Genomic DNA, 13349 nt, shown 5'->3' with positions numbered 1-13349 from the left:
TCAACGAGGCTTGCCAATGAACTGCCTGATCGTCCGCGCTCATCCGCTTGAGGAAAATCTCACCCGCCGGTTCTCCGATTTCGCGTCGAACAGGCTGGAAGCAGCCGGGCACGAGGTCTCGCTTGTCGACCTTTACGCCGAGGATTTCGATCCGCGCCTGACGGCCGCCGAGCGTGCCTCATATTATGCCGACCGGTATGATCGGTCAGGCATGGAGCGCCATATCGCGGCGCTCGGCGCAGCTGAATTGCTGGTGCTCGCCTTTCCGACCTGGTGGTTCGGTCCACCGGCGATCATGAAAGGCTGGCTCGACCGCGTCATGGCGCCCGGTGTGGCCTTCGACCATGGTCGCGATTTCGGGCCGATCGTGCCGAAGCTTCCCGGCCTCAAACAGGTGATCGCCATCACCACGCTCGGCTCGCCATGGTGGGTCGACCGGTTGGTGTTGCGGCGACCGGTGCGCCGTGTCCTCAAGACTGCCGTCTTCGGCGGCTGCGCGCCCAATGCACGCTTCACCTATCTGCCTTTCTATCAGGCCGAGACAGCGACGGACGACAGGATTGCCCGTTTCGAGAAGCGTATCGCCCGAGCGATCGGAAGCTGACGCTCCCGGTTCTGGCCCAAGGCTTGTTTCTAGGCTGGCCGGCAAAATCAATATAGAAACCTTTTGGTTTTTATATTGAGGTCAGCATGCAGACGCCAGCTACCAGCGCGGATCGGATCCTGCGCTTCCTCAAGTTCCGGGGACCGCAGACCACCGAAACGCTGGCACGCCATCTCGGCATCACTGTACCGGGCACCCGTAAGCAACTCACCGGTTTGCTTGATGAACGGCTCGTACAGCATTTCGACGAGGCGGGGTCAGTCGGCCGCCCACGACGTTACTGGCAACTGACCGAGAAGGCGCAGGCCCGCTTTCCAGACGCTCACGCAGCGCTGACCGTGGAAATGATCGCCTCGATCCGCGCTGTCTTCGGTAACGACGGTCTCGACCGCCTGATCGGTGAACGTGAGCGCCAGACACTGGCCCGCTACCGCACCGCGCTTGCCGGGATTGATGAGTTCGCCGCGCGGGTCGAATGCCTTACCCGGCTTCGCAGCGAGGAAGGGTACATGGCCGAAACCGTCAAGCTCGACGATGGCGCGCTGCTGCTCGTGGAAAATCACTGCCCGATCTGCGCGGCAGCGCGAACCTGCCAGAACTTCTGCCGGTCCGAACTCGATGTCTTCGCGGCAGCGTTGGGGCCCGACGTCGAGGTCGAACGCGGCGAGCACCTTCTGTCCGGCAGTCGCCGGTGCACCTACCGTATCGTACCGGCGAAGGAGTTCGCGGCATGAGCCACACGCAAGAGCAGCGTCCTGACTGGCGTGACCTGTGGGCGAGCGGTGACCTTGGCCGCTTCTGCTTCATCTCGCTCGGCATCGTCCTGCATGCCTCCAACGAGACGATGATCGCCACCATCATGCCGAGCATGATCTCCGACATATCCGGTGTCGAACTCGTCGGCTGGTCGCTGTCGATCTATGAGATTGGCTCCATCACCGCAGGGGCCGCGGCCGGGCGGCTGGTCAGCTACATGGCGCTGCGCACCAACATGGTGGCCGCCGCCCTGCTCTATGCGGCCGGCGCCGCGCTCTGTGCTAGCGCGCCCGACATGCACTGGTTTCTCGCCGGCCGGCTACTTGAGGGTTTTGGCGGCGGCGCGCTGGTGTCGCTGTCGTATGTGTCGATCGAAAGACTGTTCCCGCGCCTGATCTGGCCGCAGCTCTTCGCCATCATCTCGGTGGTCTGGGGCGTGTCGGCCTTCGGCGGCCCCTTGGTCGGCGCGCTTTTTGCCGAAACCGCCTCGTGGCGGTGGGCGTTCGGCGCGTTTGCCATCGCCGGAGCCGGCATGGCGCTGGTCAGCCTCGGAGTGCTGCGCGGGCCGCAGGCCACACAGCGCAAGGCCAGCCCCGAAGGCGTGCCGCCCTTCCCCTGGTTGCCGCTGCTGGTGATGGCGGCCGCGATCATGGCGATCGCCCTCGCGGGCATCCGCACCGACCTCGCCAGCGCCGTCATCCTGCTTGCGGTCGGCGCAGTCGGCCTTGCCGCGTTCTTCCTTCTCGACGCCAGAAAGCCGCGCTCGCGACTGTTCCCGACACGGCCGCTCGACATGCGCACGCAGGTCGGCAACGGCATCGTCATGATGGCGGCATTGTCGGCCGGCACCATCACCTTCTCGATCTACGGCCCGCTGATCCTTACCAGCCTGCATGGCATATCGATTCTGACCACCGGATACATCATCGCGGCGGAATCGATTGCCTGGTCGGTCATGTCCATCCTCGTCGCCAAGGCACAGCCGCAGCACGAGCGCGCGATCATTCTTGCCGGCGCGCTGATGATTTTCGGCGGCATGGCCGGCTTCGTCTTCGCGGTTCCCAGCGGATCGATACCGTTGATACTCGCCTGTGCGGTGCTGCAGGGCGGTGGCTTCGGCATTGCCTGGCCGTTCGTCACCCGTCTCATCGTTTCTTCCGCGCGTGAGGAGGAACGAACCGTCACCTCTTCGGCCGTGCCGACCATGCAGAGGATCGGCTACGCCACCGGTGCCGCGCTGGCCGGCATCGTGGCCAATGCGGCTGGATTCTCCGAAGGTCTTTCGGGTGAAACAGCTGCAAGCGTGGCCCAATGGCTGTTCCTTGCATTCCTGCCCTTCGGCGTGCTGGGTTCCGTCGCGGCGCTACGGCTGATGAACGGCGAGCGCAAGCGCACCACGATGGAATAGCCATGCCCGAGACGACAAACCTGATCGCTTTCGCCCTCATCGCGCTCGGCATGGTGCTGACGCCCGGCCCCAACATGATCTACCTGATATCCCGGTCTATCAGCCAGGGTGCCGTCGCCGGCCTGATCTCGCTGGGCGGCGTGGCGCTCGGTTTCGTCTTCTACATGCTCGCCGCCGTCTTCGGCATAACCGCGCTGGTGATGGCGGTGCCCTTTGCCTACGATTTGCTTCGCTTTGCAGGCGCGGCCTATCTGCTGTGGCTTGCGTGGCAGGCCGTGCGGCCCGGCGGGCGCTCGCCGTTTCAGGTGCGCGAGTTGCCGAAGGACAGCCCGCGCAAGCTGTTCCTGATGGGACTGTTTACCAATCTCCTGAACCCCAAGGCGGCCGTGCTTTACATGTCGCTTCTGCCGCAGTTCATCGATCCTGCAGGCAACGTGCTCACGCAGGCCCTCACCCTCGGCTTCATGCAGATCGCGATCAGCTTCGTGGTCAACGCGATGATCGCCATCGCCGCAGGCGGCATCGCGCTCTTCCTGATGAGGCACCCGTTCTGGCTGGCGCTCCAGCGCTGGTTCATGGGAACCGTCCTGGCCGGCCTCGCCGTCAGCATGGCTATCGAAGCGCGGCGCTAGAACACCCTACGCCGCTTTGCCCGCCCTCGCCTGCCTGCGCCGCGCGATCTCGTAGGCGACGGCGCCCAGAACCGTGATCGCGATCATGATAAGCGCCAGCGCGTTGACGGCTGGCGTCAGTCCGGTCCGCACCTTGGTGGCGATGAACACGGTCAGCGGCGTGTCGAACCCGCGCACGAACAGCGTCGTGTTGTAGTTCTCGACCGACTGGAGCACGGCGAGGAAGGCTGCCGCGATCAGTGCCGGCTTGAGGAACGGCAACAGGATGCGCCGGAACACCATGAATTTCGACGCTCCAAGGCCGAGTGCCGCCTCCTCCTGCGTGCGGTCGAAGCGCTGCAGGCGCGCGGCGACCATCAGCATGACGTAGCAGATGATGAAGCTCGCCTGCGCGACGACGATGAGGAACACGCCGCCCCCGACGCCAAGCTGGCGCCACAGGACCAGCGTGGCGATGCCGATGACGACGCCGGGCGTGAGCAGCGGCGAGACCATCACGGCGTAGAGGAAACCGCGTGCCCGCGCATGCAGGCTGGTCAGCATCAGCGCCGCAGCCGTACCGACCGGCAGCGCGATCAGCACCACGAAGAACGCGACCACGATGGACGTCCAGACCGACTGCCACATCGCGCTGTCGGACCAGAGTTCGGAGAACCATTGCAGGGTTGTGCCCTGCCATGGTGTCACCGTCGGAAAGCGGCTCGAATTGAAGGTCGCAGCCCCCATGATCGCCAGCGGCGCGAACAGATAGACAAAGAACGCGACGAGATAGAAGCCGAACAGAGCACGCGAGATGCGGTCGGCGGCGCTCATTTCGCGACGTCCGTCAGGTTCACGCGCGCCAGCTTCAGCGTCACCAGCACCACCGCCAGGCAAAGCACGAGCAGCACCAGCGCATAGGCGGCACCGCGGTTCCAGTCGCCGCCCTCGAAGAACCAGTTGTAGATGATTTCGGTGAACCAGCGGCTGCCCGGCGCACCGAGCAGCGCCGGCGCGACATAGGAGCCGGCTGCGAGCATGAAGGTGAAGACGCAGCCGGTGGCGATGCCGGCCTTGGCATGAGGCATCACCACGCGCCAGTGAATGCGCCAGGTCGATGCGCCGAGGTCACGCGCCGCCTCGATCTGCGCCTTTTCAAGGCTTTCGATCGCGTTGTAGATCGGAAACAGCATGAACAGGATGTAGGCGTAGATCATGCCCGCCAGCACGCCGCCATTGCCGTAATATCGCATCGGCTCGTCGATGACGCCGACACCGAGCAGCAGCGCATTGAGCGGCCCGCGGAAGGCGAGCAGGATGTACCAGGCGAGCGTGCGCAGCACCTCGTTGATCCAGAACGGGATCGTCAGAGCAAGGAGCGCGATGGCCGTCTGGCTGGGCGTCGCGTGCTGCGCCAGCCAGAAGGCGAGCGGATAGCAGACCACGAATGTCGCGAACGCCACGAAGGCGCTCGCCCAGATCGTCTTGAAGAAGATCGAGCGGTGGACTGCCTCGTTGGCGAGATAAAGCACGTTGTCGAGCGAATAGACGTCGTTCGGTCCGCCGATCTGGGAAGGCGGCAGGTTCGGTCGCAATGCGTAGTCGACCATCATGATGTTGGGCGCGAGCACCATGCCCGCAATCCACAACAGCACCAGGGCCAGGAAGGTGGTGGCAAGCCCGCCGCCGAAGCGCTTGTAGAGCTCACCCATCGGCAAGCACCACGGCATGGCGCTGGTCGAACGCGAAGGAGGCGCGAGAGCCGATGGCAGGCGCGCTCGAAAGATCTGTGCTGGAGATCGAGGCGACGAGTTCCGACCCGTCGTCGAGGCGGCCATGGGCGAGCGCGAACGCGCCCTCGAAATCGATCCGCTCCACGGTGGCATTCAACGTGTTGTCGCCGCCCTTGCCTGTCGTGAGCGCCTCCGGCCGCACGTAGAGCCGAGCGGCATGTCCCTGCGCTACGTCCGGCCCTGCCCGGCCGCGCATGACGCCGAGCTTCGTTTCGATGGACGCGATACCCGCTTCAATCGCCGCGATCTTGCCGGAAAAAGCATTGGTTTCGCCGACGAAGGCCGCCACGAACGGCGTCGCCGGGTTGTCGTAGAGTTCGCGCGGCGCGCCCACCTGTTGCAGCACGCCGGCACTCATCACCGCGATGCGGTCGGACATCGCAAGCGCCTCGGACTGGTCGTGCGTGATGTAGATGAAGGTGACGCCGGTGCGCTTCTGTAGCGCGCGCAGCTCGGCGCGCATGTGCTGGCGCAGCTTCAGGTCCAGCGCCGACAGCGGCTCGTCGAGCAGCAGCACCTGCGGCTCCACGGCAAGCGCGCGGGCAATCGCCACGCGCTGGCGCTGGCCGCCGGAAAGCTCGCCCGGCATGCGGTCGCCGTAGCCTTCCAGCGCGATCAGTGTCAGCAGTTCGTCGGCCCGCTTGCGCCGCTCGGCCTTTGAGGCCCCCCGCGCTTCCAGCCCGAAGGCGATGTTTTCCCAGACCGGCATAAGCGGAAACAGTGCCAGCGACTGAAAGATCATCGCCGTCGGCCGCTGGTCCGGGCCAAGCCCCGCCATGTCGCGCCCGCCGATGACGATCCGGCCCTCGGTCGGGTTCAGGAAGCCGGCTATCATCCGCAGGATGGTGGTCTTGCCGCATCCCGAGGGCCCGAGGATGGAAAAGAACTCGCCACTCTCCACCGTAAACGAGACGCCGCCCACGGCCCGCGTCGTGCCAAAGGTCATGCCGATGTCGTGAAGTTCAACCGAATGCGACATGCCGCCCCTTCTTCAATCCGGTATTCCAGCCATGCCGCGCACGGGCGCCGGTGCATCGGGAGCCGCCAGTCGGCGGCTCCCGAATAATGGATCAGGCCGAGAGGAAGCGGTCCTGATATTCGTTGCGTTTGGTGACGTACCAGCTCTCCTGGATCGGCCACCACCACAGCTTGTCGAGCGCGTCGCCCGGATAGGCTGCGGCGAAGAACGCCTTGGCTTCGTCGGAAAGCAGGTCGGCAGCGCCCACTGCGGTCGAGTTGATCGACGTGGCGTTGGAGTACATCGCGCCTGCTTCCGGCGTCAGGAACCAGTTGATGAAGGCATAGGCCTGGTCGATGTTTTCCGCGCCTGAAGGGATCGAGACGCCTTCCATCCACGCCAGTGCGCCTTCCTTCGGCGCGATGAAACCGACCGGCAGGCCTTCCTTGGCAAGTGCCGCACCGGTCGAATCCCAGGTCTGGCCGATCGCCGCGCCATTGACGCGGAACGCGCCCTGCGCCTCGTTTTCGTTCGACCAGAACTGCACGATGTTGCCCTTGCGCGCGATCGCCTCGGCGAGGATCACGTCGAAGATTTCGACCTGAGCTTCCGGGCTGGCAAAGGCGTCGAGCAGCGGGCGCGGCAGCTTGCCTTCCGCTTCGAGCCAGAGACCGAGGCCGACGAGGCTGGAATGGCCACGCACGGTGGCCTTGCCTGCCATCTCTTCTTTCCAGATGTCGCCGTAGGATGCGGTGCCGTATTCCAGCGGAGCCTGTTCCTTGTCGAAGGCGAGCGCCTCCGTGCCCCAGTCGGTCGGCACCTGATAACGCTTGCCGTCGACCACCGCGCCGAACTTGGCGGAGTTCTCCCAGGCGCTCGGCAGGCACTTTGCGACTTCGATTTTCGCCTCGTCGAGCGGCTGGATCAGCTCGAATTCGACATAGTTCGGAACGCGGTCAACCGTCGGCCAGATGATGTCGAAGCCGGCGCCGTTGTTGGCGCGGAGCTGGTTCAGCAGCTCGTCATTGGTGCCGTAGGGCGTGTAGTTGGCCTTGATGCCGGTGGACTTCTCGAACGCGGCCAGCATCTCGTCGTTGAGGTAGCCTGCCCAGGCAAAGACGTTGACCGAGCCGGATGACCCTTGCGCGAAGCCCTTGCGGGACACGAAGGGGGCTGCGAGCGAAAGCCCCGCCACGCTTGCGGCGCCCTTGAGTAGCGTGCGTCTTTGGAACATTGCCATGAAAGTTCTCCCTGTCAGGTTGCGTATTGCACGCGTTTATTTTCGCTATGATACAGTTCGATGACGATCCTGCAATTGACTCGATAGGCTAAGGGCCGCACCGGCCAGCCGGCTAATGGGATGCCGCGGTATCTTCAGCGACGAGTTTCCGGCCTAGCAAAGAGCCGATGCGGCAAATTGGATTGGGAAGTGACAAAAAACCCGGCGCTTCCGCCGGGTTTTTCATATTCACAAAGCAACGTGGGCCTAGTGGTCCATCGCCTTGACGATCTCTTCGGTCATCTTCTTGGCATCGCCCAGCAGCATCATCGTGCCGTCCTTGTAGAACAGCGTGTTGTCGATGCCGGCGTAGCCGGACCCCAGCGAGCGCTTGACGAACAGGCACGTGCGCGCCTTGTCCACGTCGAGGATCGGCATGCCATAGATCGGGCTCGACTTGTCGTCGCGCGCCGACGGGTTGGTCACGTCGTTGGCGCCGATGACATAGGCGACATCGGCCTGGGCGAACTCGGAGTTGATGTCCTCCAGCTCGAACACCTCGTCATAGGGCACATTGGCTTCGGCCAGCAGCACGTTCATGTGGCCAGGCATGCGACCAGCGACCGGATGAATCGCGTATTTCACCTCGACGCCGGCGGCCTTGAGCTTGTCGGCCATCTCACGCAGCGCGTGCTGGGCCTGCGCAACCGCCATGCCGTACCCCGGCACGATGATGACTTTCTGCGCGTTCATCATCAGATAGGCGGCGTCATCGGCCGAACCCTGCTTCACCGTGCGTTCGATGCCGTCGTCGGCTGCCGCGGCCGTCTCGCCGCCGAAACCGCCGAGGATGACGGAGATGAACGAGCGGTTCATGCCCTTGCACATGATGTAGCTAAGGATCGCGCCCGAGGAGCCGACCAGCGCGCCGGTGATGATGAGCGCGAGATTGCCGAGCGTGAAGCCGAGAGCTGCGGCGGCCCAGCCCGAATAGGAATTCAGCATCGACACGACGACCGGCATGTCGGCCCCGCCGATCGGGATGATCAGCAGTATGCCGAGCAGCAGCGACAGAAGCACGATCAGCCAGAACACCGTCGTCGACTGCGTGGTCACCATCATGATGACCAGCACCACCAGCGCGATGCCGATAGCGGCGTTGATCACGTGGCGCATGGGCAGGAGGATCGGCTTGCCCGACATACGGCCGTCAAGCTTCAGGAAGGCGATGACCGAGCCGGTGAAGGTGACGGCGCCGATGGCAACGCCCAAGCTCATCTCGATGATGGCCTGCGTGTGGATAGCTCCGACCATGCCGATACCGAAGCTTTCCGGCGCATAAACGGCGGCAGCCGCGACGAGAACCGCCGCGAGACCGACCAGCGAGTGAAAGGCAGCAACGAGCTGCGGCATCGAGGTCATGGGAATGCGGCGTGCGATCACCGCGCCGGCGCCGCCGCCGATCGCAAGACCGGCGAGGATCAGCGCGAACCCGGATGGCGACGGAATCGCAAGCGCCAGCGTCGTGAGCACGGCAATGGTCATGCCGATCATGCCGTAGACATTGCCCTGGCGGCTCGTCGTCGGGTGCGACAGGCCGCGCAGCGCCATGATGAACAGCACACCGGAGATGAGGTAGAGGAAGGAGGCGAGATTTTCGCTCATCTGTCAGGCCTCACTTCTCTTTTTTCTTGTACATCGCCAGCATGCGCTGGGTGACGAGGAAGCCGCCGAAGATGTTCACCGACGCAAGGATGACGGCGATGAAGCCGAAGCCCATCGCCGCGCCCGAAACCGAAATGCCGACGGCCAGCAGCGCGCCCACGATGATGACGGAGGAGATCGCGTTGGTTACGGCCATCAGCGGCGTGTGCAGCGCCGGCGTCACCGACCAGACGACGTAGTAGCCGACGAAGATCGCCAGCACGAAGATCGCGAAGCGGAAGATGAAGGGGTCGACGCCGGTTGCCGCGTGGGCGCCGGCTGCGATCGCGTCGGCTGCCTGCGCTGCCTTCTCGTCCTGAAAGGCCAGGCGCACGGCGGCGGCAGCCTGCTCGAGCTGCTCGATGGCGCGTTCCAGAGTACCGTTCTGTTCCATCACGCACCTCCCTTGGTTTTGGGTGCCGCGGGTTTGCGGGCTGGAGCCTTGCGGGGCGCAGCAGCCTTCTTGGGCGCTGCTGCCTTTTTCGCTGGCGCTGCTGCCGTGGCAGGCGCTTCGGCCCCTGCCGCTTCCGCCTTGGCGAAGTTCGAGTGCACCACCTTGCCGCCATGCGTCAGCAGCGTTGCCTTGACCAGTTCGTCATCTGGGTTGACGACCACCGCCTTCTTTTCCTTGTCGATCATCGTCTCGAGGAAAGCGAAGAGGTTCTTGGCGTAGAGCAGCGACGACGATGCTGCGACACGGCCGGGCACGTTCAAATGACCGATGATCTTGACGCCGTTGGCGGTCGTGACGACCTTGCCCGGCACTGAGCCCTCGACGTTGCCACCGCGCTCGACCGCAAGGTCGACGATCACGGAACCCGGCTTCATCGAGGCAACCATCGCCGCCGAGATCAGCTTCGGCGCGGGACGGCCGGGGATCAGCGCAGTGGTGATGACGATGTCCTGCTTAGCGATGTGGTCGGCGGTCAACGCGGCCTGCTTGGCCTGATATTCCTTCGACATTTCCTTGGCGTAGCCGCCGGCGGTCTCCGCAGCCTTGAACTCGTCGTCCTCGACGGCGAGGAACTTCGCGCCAAGCGATGCGACCTGCTCCTTGGCGGCTGGCCGCACGTCGGTCGCCGTCACCACGCCACCGAGACGCCTCGCAGTCGCGATCGCCTGCAAACCGGCCACACCAACGCCCATGACGAAGATCTTGGCAGCGGGCACCGTGCCGGCAGCGGTCATCATCATCGGCAGCGCGCGGTCATATTCCGCAGCCGCGTCGATGACGGCCTGATAGCCGGCGAGGTTCGCCTGCGAGGACAACACGTCCATCGATTGCGCACGCGTGATGCGTGGCATGAATTCCATGGCAAAAGCGGAGATACCGGCTTTGGCCATCGCCGCGACAGCCGCATCGTTGCCATAGGGGTCCATCGAAGCGAGCACGACCGCGCCCGATTTGTAGCTCTTCAGCTCAGCCTCAGTCGGTCGGCGCACCTTGAGCACCACGTCGGCCTTGCCCGCATCCGAAGACTTGCCGATGGAACCACCGGCAGCAACGAAATCGGCATCGGGTATGCGCGAGCCTGCCCCGGCGTCCTTTTCGACGACGACGCTAAAGCCTAGCCCGGACAGCCGTTTCACTGTATCCGGCGATGCCGCAACCCTCGCTTCCGTTGCGTCAACCTCTTTCGGCACGAATATCGTCTGTCCCACCGGCAAATCCTTTCGGTTGGAACCTCATCCCCGACACGCGACAGTCCCCCGCGGAACTGCCGAAAGCAACCCCCGACAGCTGTTGCGCGACTAGCGCAGCAGGAATGCGCCGACGGCGCTGATCAGGATAAAGAGGATCGTGGCTGAGAAGAAGCCGGCGCTCGTGAAGAAGCCGAATGCCATCGCGATGAGAAGCGCGACCGTGAGGAGCGACACGTATTTCGTGATGCCGAGGAACAGAGAATAAGTCTTCTCGTGCTCGGAATAGTCCATCTCGGCGCCCATTTCGACCGGACCGGTCGGTGTGTTGTCTGCCATCGCAGGAATCCCTCCGGAAATGCTATCGAGCGCTGATACCTAAATCAGCGCTCGAGGGCAATGGGAGGAATGTCGCGGCACCCTATGCGGACCGCCACGCCACCGCGCTGACGAAAGCGACAACAGCAACGAGGCAAAGCAGCAGCCCGCCCAGCAGAAAGGTCGGCGGATAGCCATAGGCGTCGACGACGGGCTGGCTTGCCACCGGCGACAGAAACTGGCCGAGAAAGATGCTCGACACCAGGCCTCCCGATAGCCGCCCTCTCAAATGCGCCGGTGCAGCCGCCAGCAATGTGGTGCTCAGGTTCGGCATCACCAGACCGAAGCCGACGCCGGAGAAGACCATCGCGGCCACGAGCAGCCCGAGGTTGGGCGCAATCCCCTGCAGCAGCATACCGAGCCCCATGATCGCGAAGCCGGTGCCGAACAGCACCCAGGGCGACAGCCGCTGCCGCAGGCGTCCGAACGCGAGCGATCCCGGCAGGACGCCCAGCGTCGAGGCGCCGAAGGCCAGCGCGATCGTCGTCGGCGTGCCGTTGTAAGCCTCCGCGATCAGGAAGGGCGACTGGGTGGGCAGGATCATGTAGAGGAGCGGGCAAAGCAGCGCGAGCGCGTAGACGGCCATCACGACGCTCATGTTGGCCGGCTCACTGCCCGGCATGGCGCCGGCCGCCTGCGTATCCAAGCGGGGACGGTTTGGAACGAACAGCCAGAAGGCCAGCACCAGCGGCGCGGCAGCAAGGTAGATCAGGAATGCACCACGCCAATCCATCTCGGCAAACACCCCGGCCATGAGGATCATGCTGAGTGCGACCATCGAGTTTGCGCCGACCTGTCGGCTCATGATCGCGCCCCGCGCCTGCGGCTCGAACATGTCGCCGATCAGCGACGTAAATCCCGCCATGAGGAACGCCACCGACAGGCCGAGCCCGGCGCGGGTCGCGAGCAACACCTCGAGACTGTCGGCGGTCGAGCCGGCAGCACCGAAGACGACGAAGGCGACAAGCGACCAGAATACGACAGGCCACCGTTCGAGCCTGTCGAGAACGTAGCCGGCGAGCGGTGCGGCTATCGCGATTACAAGAGCCGGCAGCGTTACGATCAGCCGCACGAGATAGGCCGCGCCGGGCTGCCCGGCGAAATGCGCCTCGATTGCGGGCAGTGCGGGTGCGACGACCGCAGTCGCCATCACCACGAGCGAACCTACCAGCACCAACGTGGCCTGAGCCGCCCGGCCGGGCGCGGAAGGTGCAGGAACCGCTGCCGCCGCCACGTTCCCAATCTTGCTGATCGCGTTCATGCCGCCTCTCCGAACTGCATTTCGTTGCGGGCCTTGGACAGCGCCTCCGCCCACCAGTGAAGGCGCGAAAGCAGCGTTGCCATCGAGCGCTCGGCATCCGCTGGCTCCCGCAGCATTCCGTCGGGGCCAAAGCGTTTCCATGCGCCCGCGAAACTGACTGTGTCGCGAATGCCCACGGTGTGAAGCTCGGCAAAGACGCCGCGCAGATGCTCCACGGCCCGCAGACCGCCGGAAATGCCGCCATATGAGACGAAAGCGACAGGCTTTGCGTGCCACTCCACGCCGTAGGAATCGACCAGCGCCTTCAGCGGCGCCGGAAATGAATGGTTGTATTCCGGCGTCACCACCAGAAACGCATCGGCAGCGCTGAGCTGCTTGCCGACCGCGTCATATGTCTCGGCCCTGGCCGGATCGATCCTGATGATATCGTAGCGTCCATCGGCCTCGATCTGCTTTGCGGCCCAGGCAACCACGGCATCGCACAGCCTGCCCTCACGCGTGCTGCCGTAGATGATCGCGAGTTTTGTCCTCTCCGTCATCGGTCAGGCTCCTTCCGGGCTGAGGATCAGCGTGTTCTGGCCGGCGACGATCTTCCAACCGTCTGCTTCGCGAGCGATGACGTAGATCGGCGTCGCGCCTGGCTCGGGCAGCTCGCGGCCGCTGGCATCCGTCGGCACCTGTAATAGATTGACCACGCCGACATCGGTGCGCACGGGCACCACGTCAATGATCTCATAGCGCGCAAAATTGCTCCGGTTGCGCGTCATCATGGCGCGCGCCAGCTTTTCGATTTCCTGCCGGCCTCGCACCCGCACCCCGAGCGCGTTTGTCCACGACGCGTCGTTGGCAAGATTATGCGCCAGCGCCGTCGCGTCCTTTGCGTTGAAGGCCTCCTGCATCGCATTCACCAGCGCATGCGCTGCGGCCTTAAGCTCCAGGCTGGGCTCGTGGACATATTTCTGGATTGCCGTCGCCATCGTCTCTCTCCTTGGTTTGCAATGGAACGGCCTCTCTGC

Annotated in this window: 15 protein-coding genes; 4 read left to right on the top strand and 11 right to left on the bottom strand. The window is 64.3% G+C overall.

The features are described from left to right. Positions 1-16 precede the first annotated feature (16 nt). The 4 genes from V1479_RS14855 to V1479_RS14840 all read left to right on the top strand — a co-directional run bounded on the left by V1479_RS14855 (position 17) and on the right by V1479_RS14840 (position 3400). Complete coding sequence (locus V1479_RS14855) at positions 17-604, top strand: NAD(P)H-dependent oxidoreductase (RefSeq protein WP_368803595.1); 588 nt, start codon at positions 17-19, stop codon at positions 602-604. An 86-nt stretch (positions 605-690) separates the two neighbouring features. Then, positions 691-1338 carry a helix-turn-helix transcriptional regulator gene (locus tag V1479_RS14850; RefSeq protein ID WP_368803594.1) on the top strand — a complete coding sequence of 216 codons (648 nt, stop codon included), beginning with the start codon at positions 691-693 and terminating at the stop codon, positions 1336-1338. Further along, positions 1335-2768: an MFS transporter gene (locus V1479_RS14845; protein WP_368803593.1), complete on the top strand. Its 1434-nt coding sequence runs from the start codon at positions 1335-1337 to the stop codon at positions 2766-2768. The genes V1479_RS14850 and V1479_RS14845 overlap by 4 nt, the downstream gene beginning before the upstream one ends. Positions 2769-2770: 2 nt before the next feature. Further along, complete coding sequence (locus tag V1479_RS14840; protein ID WP_173193317.1) at positions 2771-3400, top strand: LysE family translocator; 630 nt, start codon at positions 2771-2773, stop codon at positions 3398-3400. 6 nt (positions 3401-3406) lie between these two features. Here the strand turns inward: V1479_RS14840 and V1479_RS14835 are convergent, their stop codons facing one another. From V1479_RS14835 to V1479_RS14785, 11 genes are all read right to left on the bottom strand, one after another. After that, a complete protein-coding gene (locus V1479_RS14835; protein WP_368803592.1) occupies positions 3407-4213 on the bottom strand; it encodes an ABC transporter permease in 807 nt (268 codons plus the stop codon). Continuing rightward, a complete protein-coding gene (locus tag V1479_RS14830) occupies positions 4210-5091 on the bottom strand; it encodes an ABC transporter permease (protein ID WP_173193321.1) in 882 nt (293 codons plus the stop codon). The genes V1479_RS14835 and V1479_RS14830 overlap by 4 nt, the downstream gene beginning before the upstream one ends. After that, positions 5084-6151, bottom strand: coding sequence for an ABC transporter ATP-binding protein (locus tag V1479_RS14825; protein ID WP_368803591.1), 1068 nt, complete (start codon positions 6149-6151; stop codon positions 5084-5086). Before V1479_RS14825 ends, V1479_RS14830 begins: the two co-directional genes overlap by 8 nt. A 91-nt stretch (positions 6152-6242) precedes the next feature. Continuing rightward, positions 6243-7370: an extracellular solute-binding protein gene (locus V1479_RS14820; RefSeq protein ID WP_173193323.1), complete on the bottom strand. Its 1128-nt coding sequence runs from the start codon at positions 7368-7370 to the stop codon at positions 6243-6245. A gap of 246 nt (positions 7371-7616) precedes the next feature. After that, on the bottom strand, positions 7617-9014 hold the full coding sequence (locus V1479_RS14815; RefSeq protein ID WP_368803590.1) for an NAD(P)(+) transhydrogenase (Re/Si-specific) subunit beta: 1398 nt from the start codon (positions 9012-9014) through the stop codon (positions 7617-7619). A 10-nt stretch (positions 9015-9024) separates the two neighbouring features. Further along, positions 9025-9447: an NAD(P) transhydrogenase subunit alpha part 2 gene (locus V1479_RS14810; protein WP_368803589.1), complete on the bottom strand. Its 423-nt coding sequence runs from the start codon at positions 9445-9447 to the stop codon at positions 9025-9027. Continuing rightward, positions 9447-10715: a Re/Si-specific NAD(P)(+) transhydrogenase subunit alpha gene (locus tag V1479_RS14805; protein WP_368803588.1), complete on the bottom strand. Its 1269-nt coding sequence runs from the start codon at positions 10713-10715 to the stop codon at positions 9447-9449. The genes V1479_RS14810 and V1479_RS14805 overlap by 1 nt, the downstream gene beginning before the upstream one ends. Before the next feature lie 90 nt (positions 10716-10805). Beyond that, the gene (locus tag V1479_RS14800; RefSeq protein WP_173193331.1) at positions 10806-11033 is read right to left on the bottom strand and encodes an aa3-type cytochrome c oxidase subunit IV; all 228 of its coding nucleotides are present in this window, start codon (positions 11031-11033) and stop codon (positions 10806-10808) included. Positions 11034-11115: 82 nt separating this feature from the next. Continuing rightward, positions 11116-12333: an MFS transporter gene (locus tag V1479_RS14795; protein WP_368803587.1), complete on the bottom strand. Its 1218-nt coding sequence runs from the start codon at positions 12331-12333 to the stop codon at positions 11116-11118. After that, positions 12330-12872, bottom strand: a complete 543-nt coding sequence (locus V1479_RS14790; protein WP_368803586.1) for an NADPH-dependent FMN reductase — start codon at positions 12870-12872, stop codon at positions 12330-12332. Before V1479_RS14790 ends, V1479_RS14795 begins: the two co-directional genes overlap by 4 nt. Positions 12873-12875: 3 nt before the next feature. Next, positions 12876-13310, bottom strand: a complete 435-nt coding sequence (locus tag V1479_RS14785; RefSeq protein WP_368803585.1) for a YybH family protein — start codon at positions 13308-13310, stop codon at positions 12876-12878. Positions 13311-13349: the final 39 nt, after the last annotated feature.

Source organism: Neoaquamicrobium sediminum, from assembly GCF_040970315.1.
Taxonomy (GTDB): Bacteria; Pseudomonadota; Alphaproteobacteria; order Rhizobiales; family Rhizobiaceae; genus Aerobium; species Aerobium sediminum.
This window is presented reverse-complemented; position numbering and strand designations above follow the sequence as displayed.

Bases quoted from the DNA above. Each gene is read 5' to 3' on its own strand.
- V1479_RS14855 (WP_368803595.1), top strand. From the start codon at position 17: ATGAACTGCCTGATCGTCCGCGCTCATCCGCTTGAGGAAAATCTCACC.
- V1479_RS14850 (WP_368803594.1), top strand. From the start codon at position 691: ATGCAGACGCCAGCTACCAGCGCGGATCGGATCCTGCGCTTCCTCAAG.
- V1479_RS14845 (WP_368803593.1), top strand. From the start codon at position 1,335: ATGAGCCACACGCAAGAGCAGCGTCCTGACTGGCGTGACCTGTGGGCG.
- V1479_RS14840 (WP_173193317.1), top strand. From the start codon at position 2,771: ATGCCCGAGACGACAAACCTGATCGCTTTCGCCCTCATCGCGCTCGGC.
- V1479_RS14835 (WP_368803592.1), bottom strand. From the start codon at position 4,213: ATGAGCGCCGCCGACCGCATCTCGCGTGCTCTGTTCGGCTTCTATCTC.
- V1479_RS14830 (WP_173193321.1), bottom strand. From the start codon at position 5,091: ATGGGTGAGCTCTACAAGCGCTTCGGCGGCGGGCTTGCCACCACCTTC.
- V1479_RS14825 (WP_368803591.1), bottom strand. From the start codon at position 6,151: ATGTCGCATTCGGTTGAACTTCACGACATCGGCATGACCTTTGGCACG.
- V1479_RS14820 (WP_173193323.1), bottom strand. From the start codon at position 7,370: ATGGCAATGTTCCAAAGACGCACGCTACTCAAGGGCGCCGCAAGCGTG.
- V1479_RS14815 (WP_368803590.1), bottom strand. From the start codon at position 9,014: ATGAGCGAAAATCTCGCCTCCTTCCTCTACCTCATCTCCGGTGTGCTG.
- V1479_RS14810 (WP_368803589.1), bottom strand. From the start codon at position 9,447: ATGGAACAGAACGGTACTCTGGAACGCGCCATCGAGCAGCTCGAGCAG.
- V1479_RS14800 (WP_173193331.1), bottom strand. From the start codon at position 11,033: ATGGCAGACAACACACCGACCGGTCCGGTCGAAATGGGCGCCGAGATG.
- V1479_RS14795 (WP_368803587.1), bottom strand. From the start codon at position 12,333: ATGAACGCGATCAGCAAGATTGGGAACGTGGCGGCGGCAGCGGTTCCT.
- V1479_RS14790 (WP_368803586.1), bottom strand. From the start codon at position 12,872: ATGACGGAGAGGACAAAACTCGCGATCATCTACGGCAGCACGCGTGAG.
- V1479_RS14785 (WP_368803585.1), bottom strand. From the start codon at position 13,310: ATGGCGACGGCAATCCAGAAATATGTCCACGAGCCCAGCCTGGAGCTT.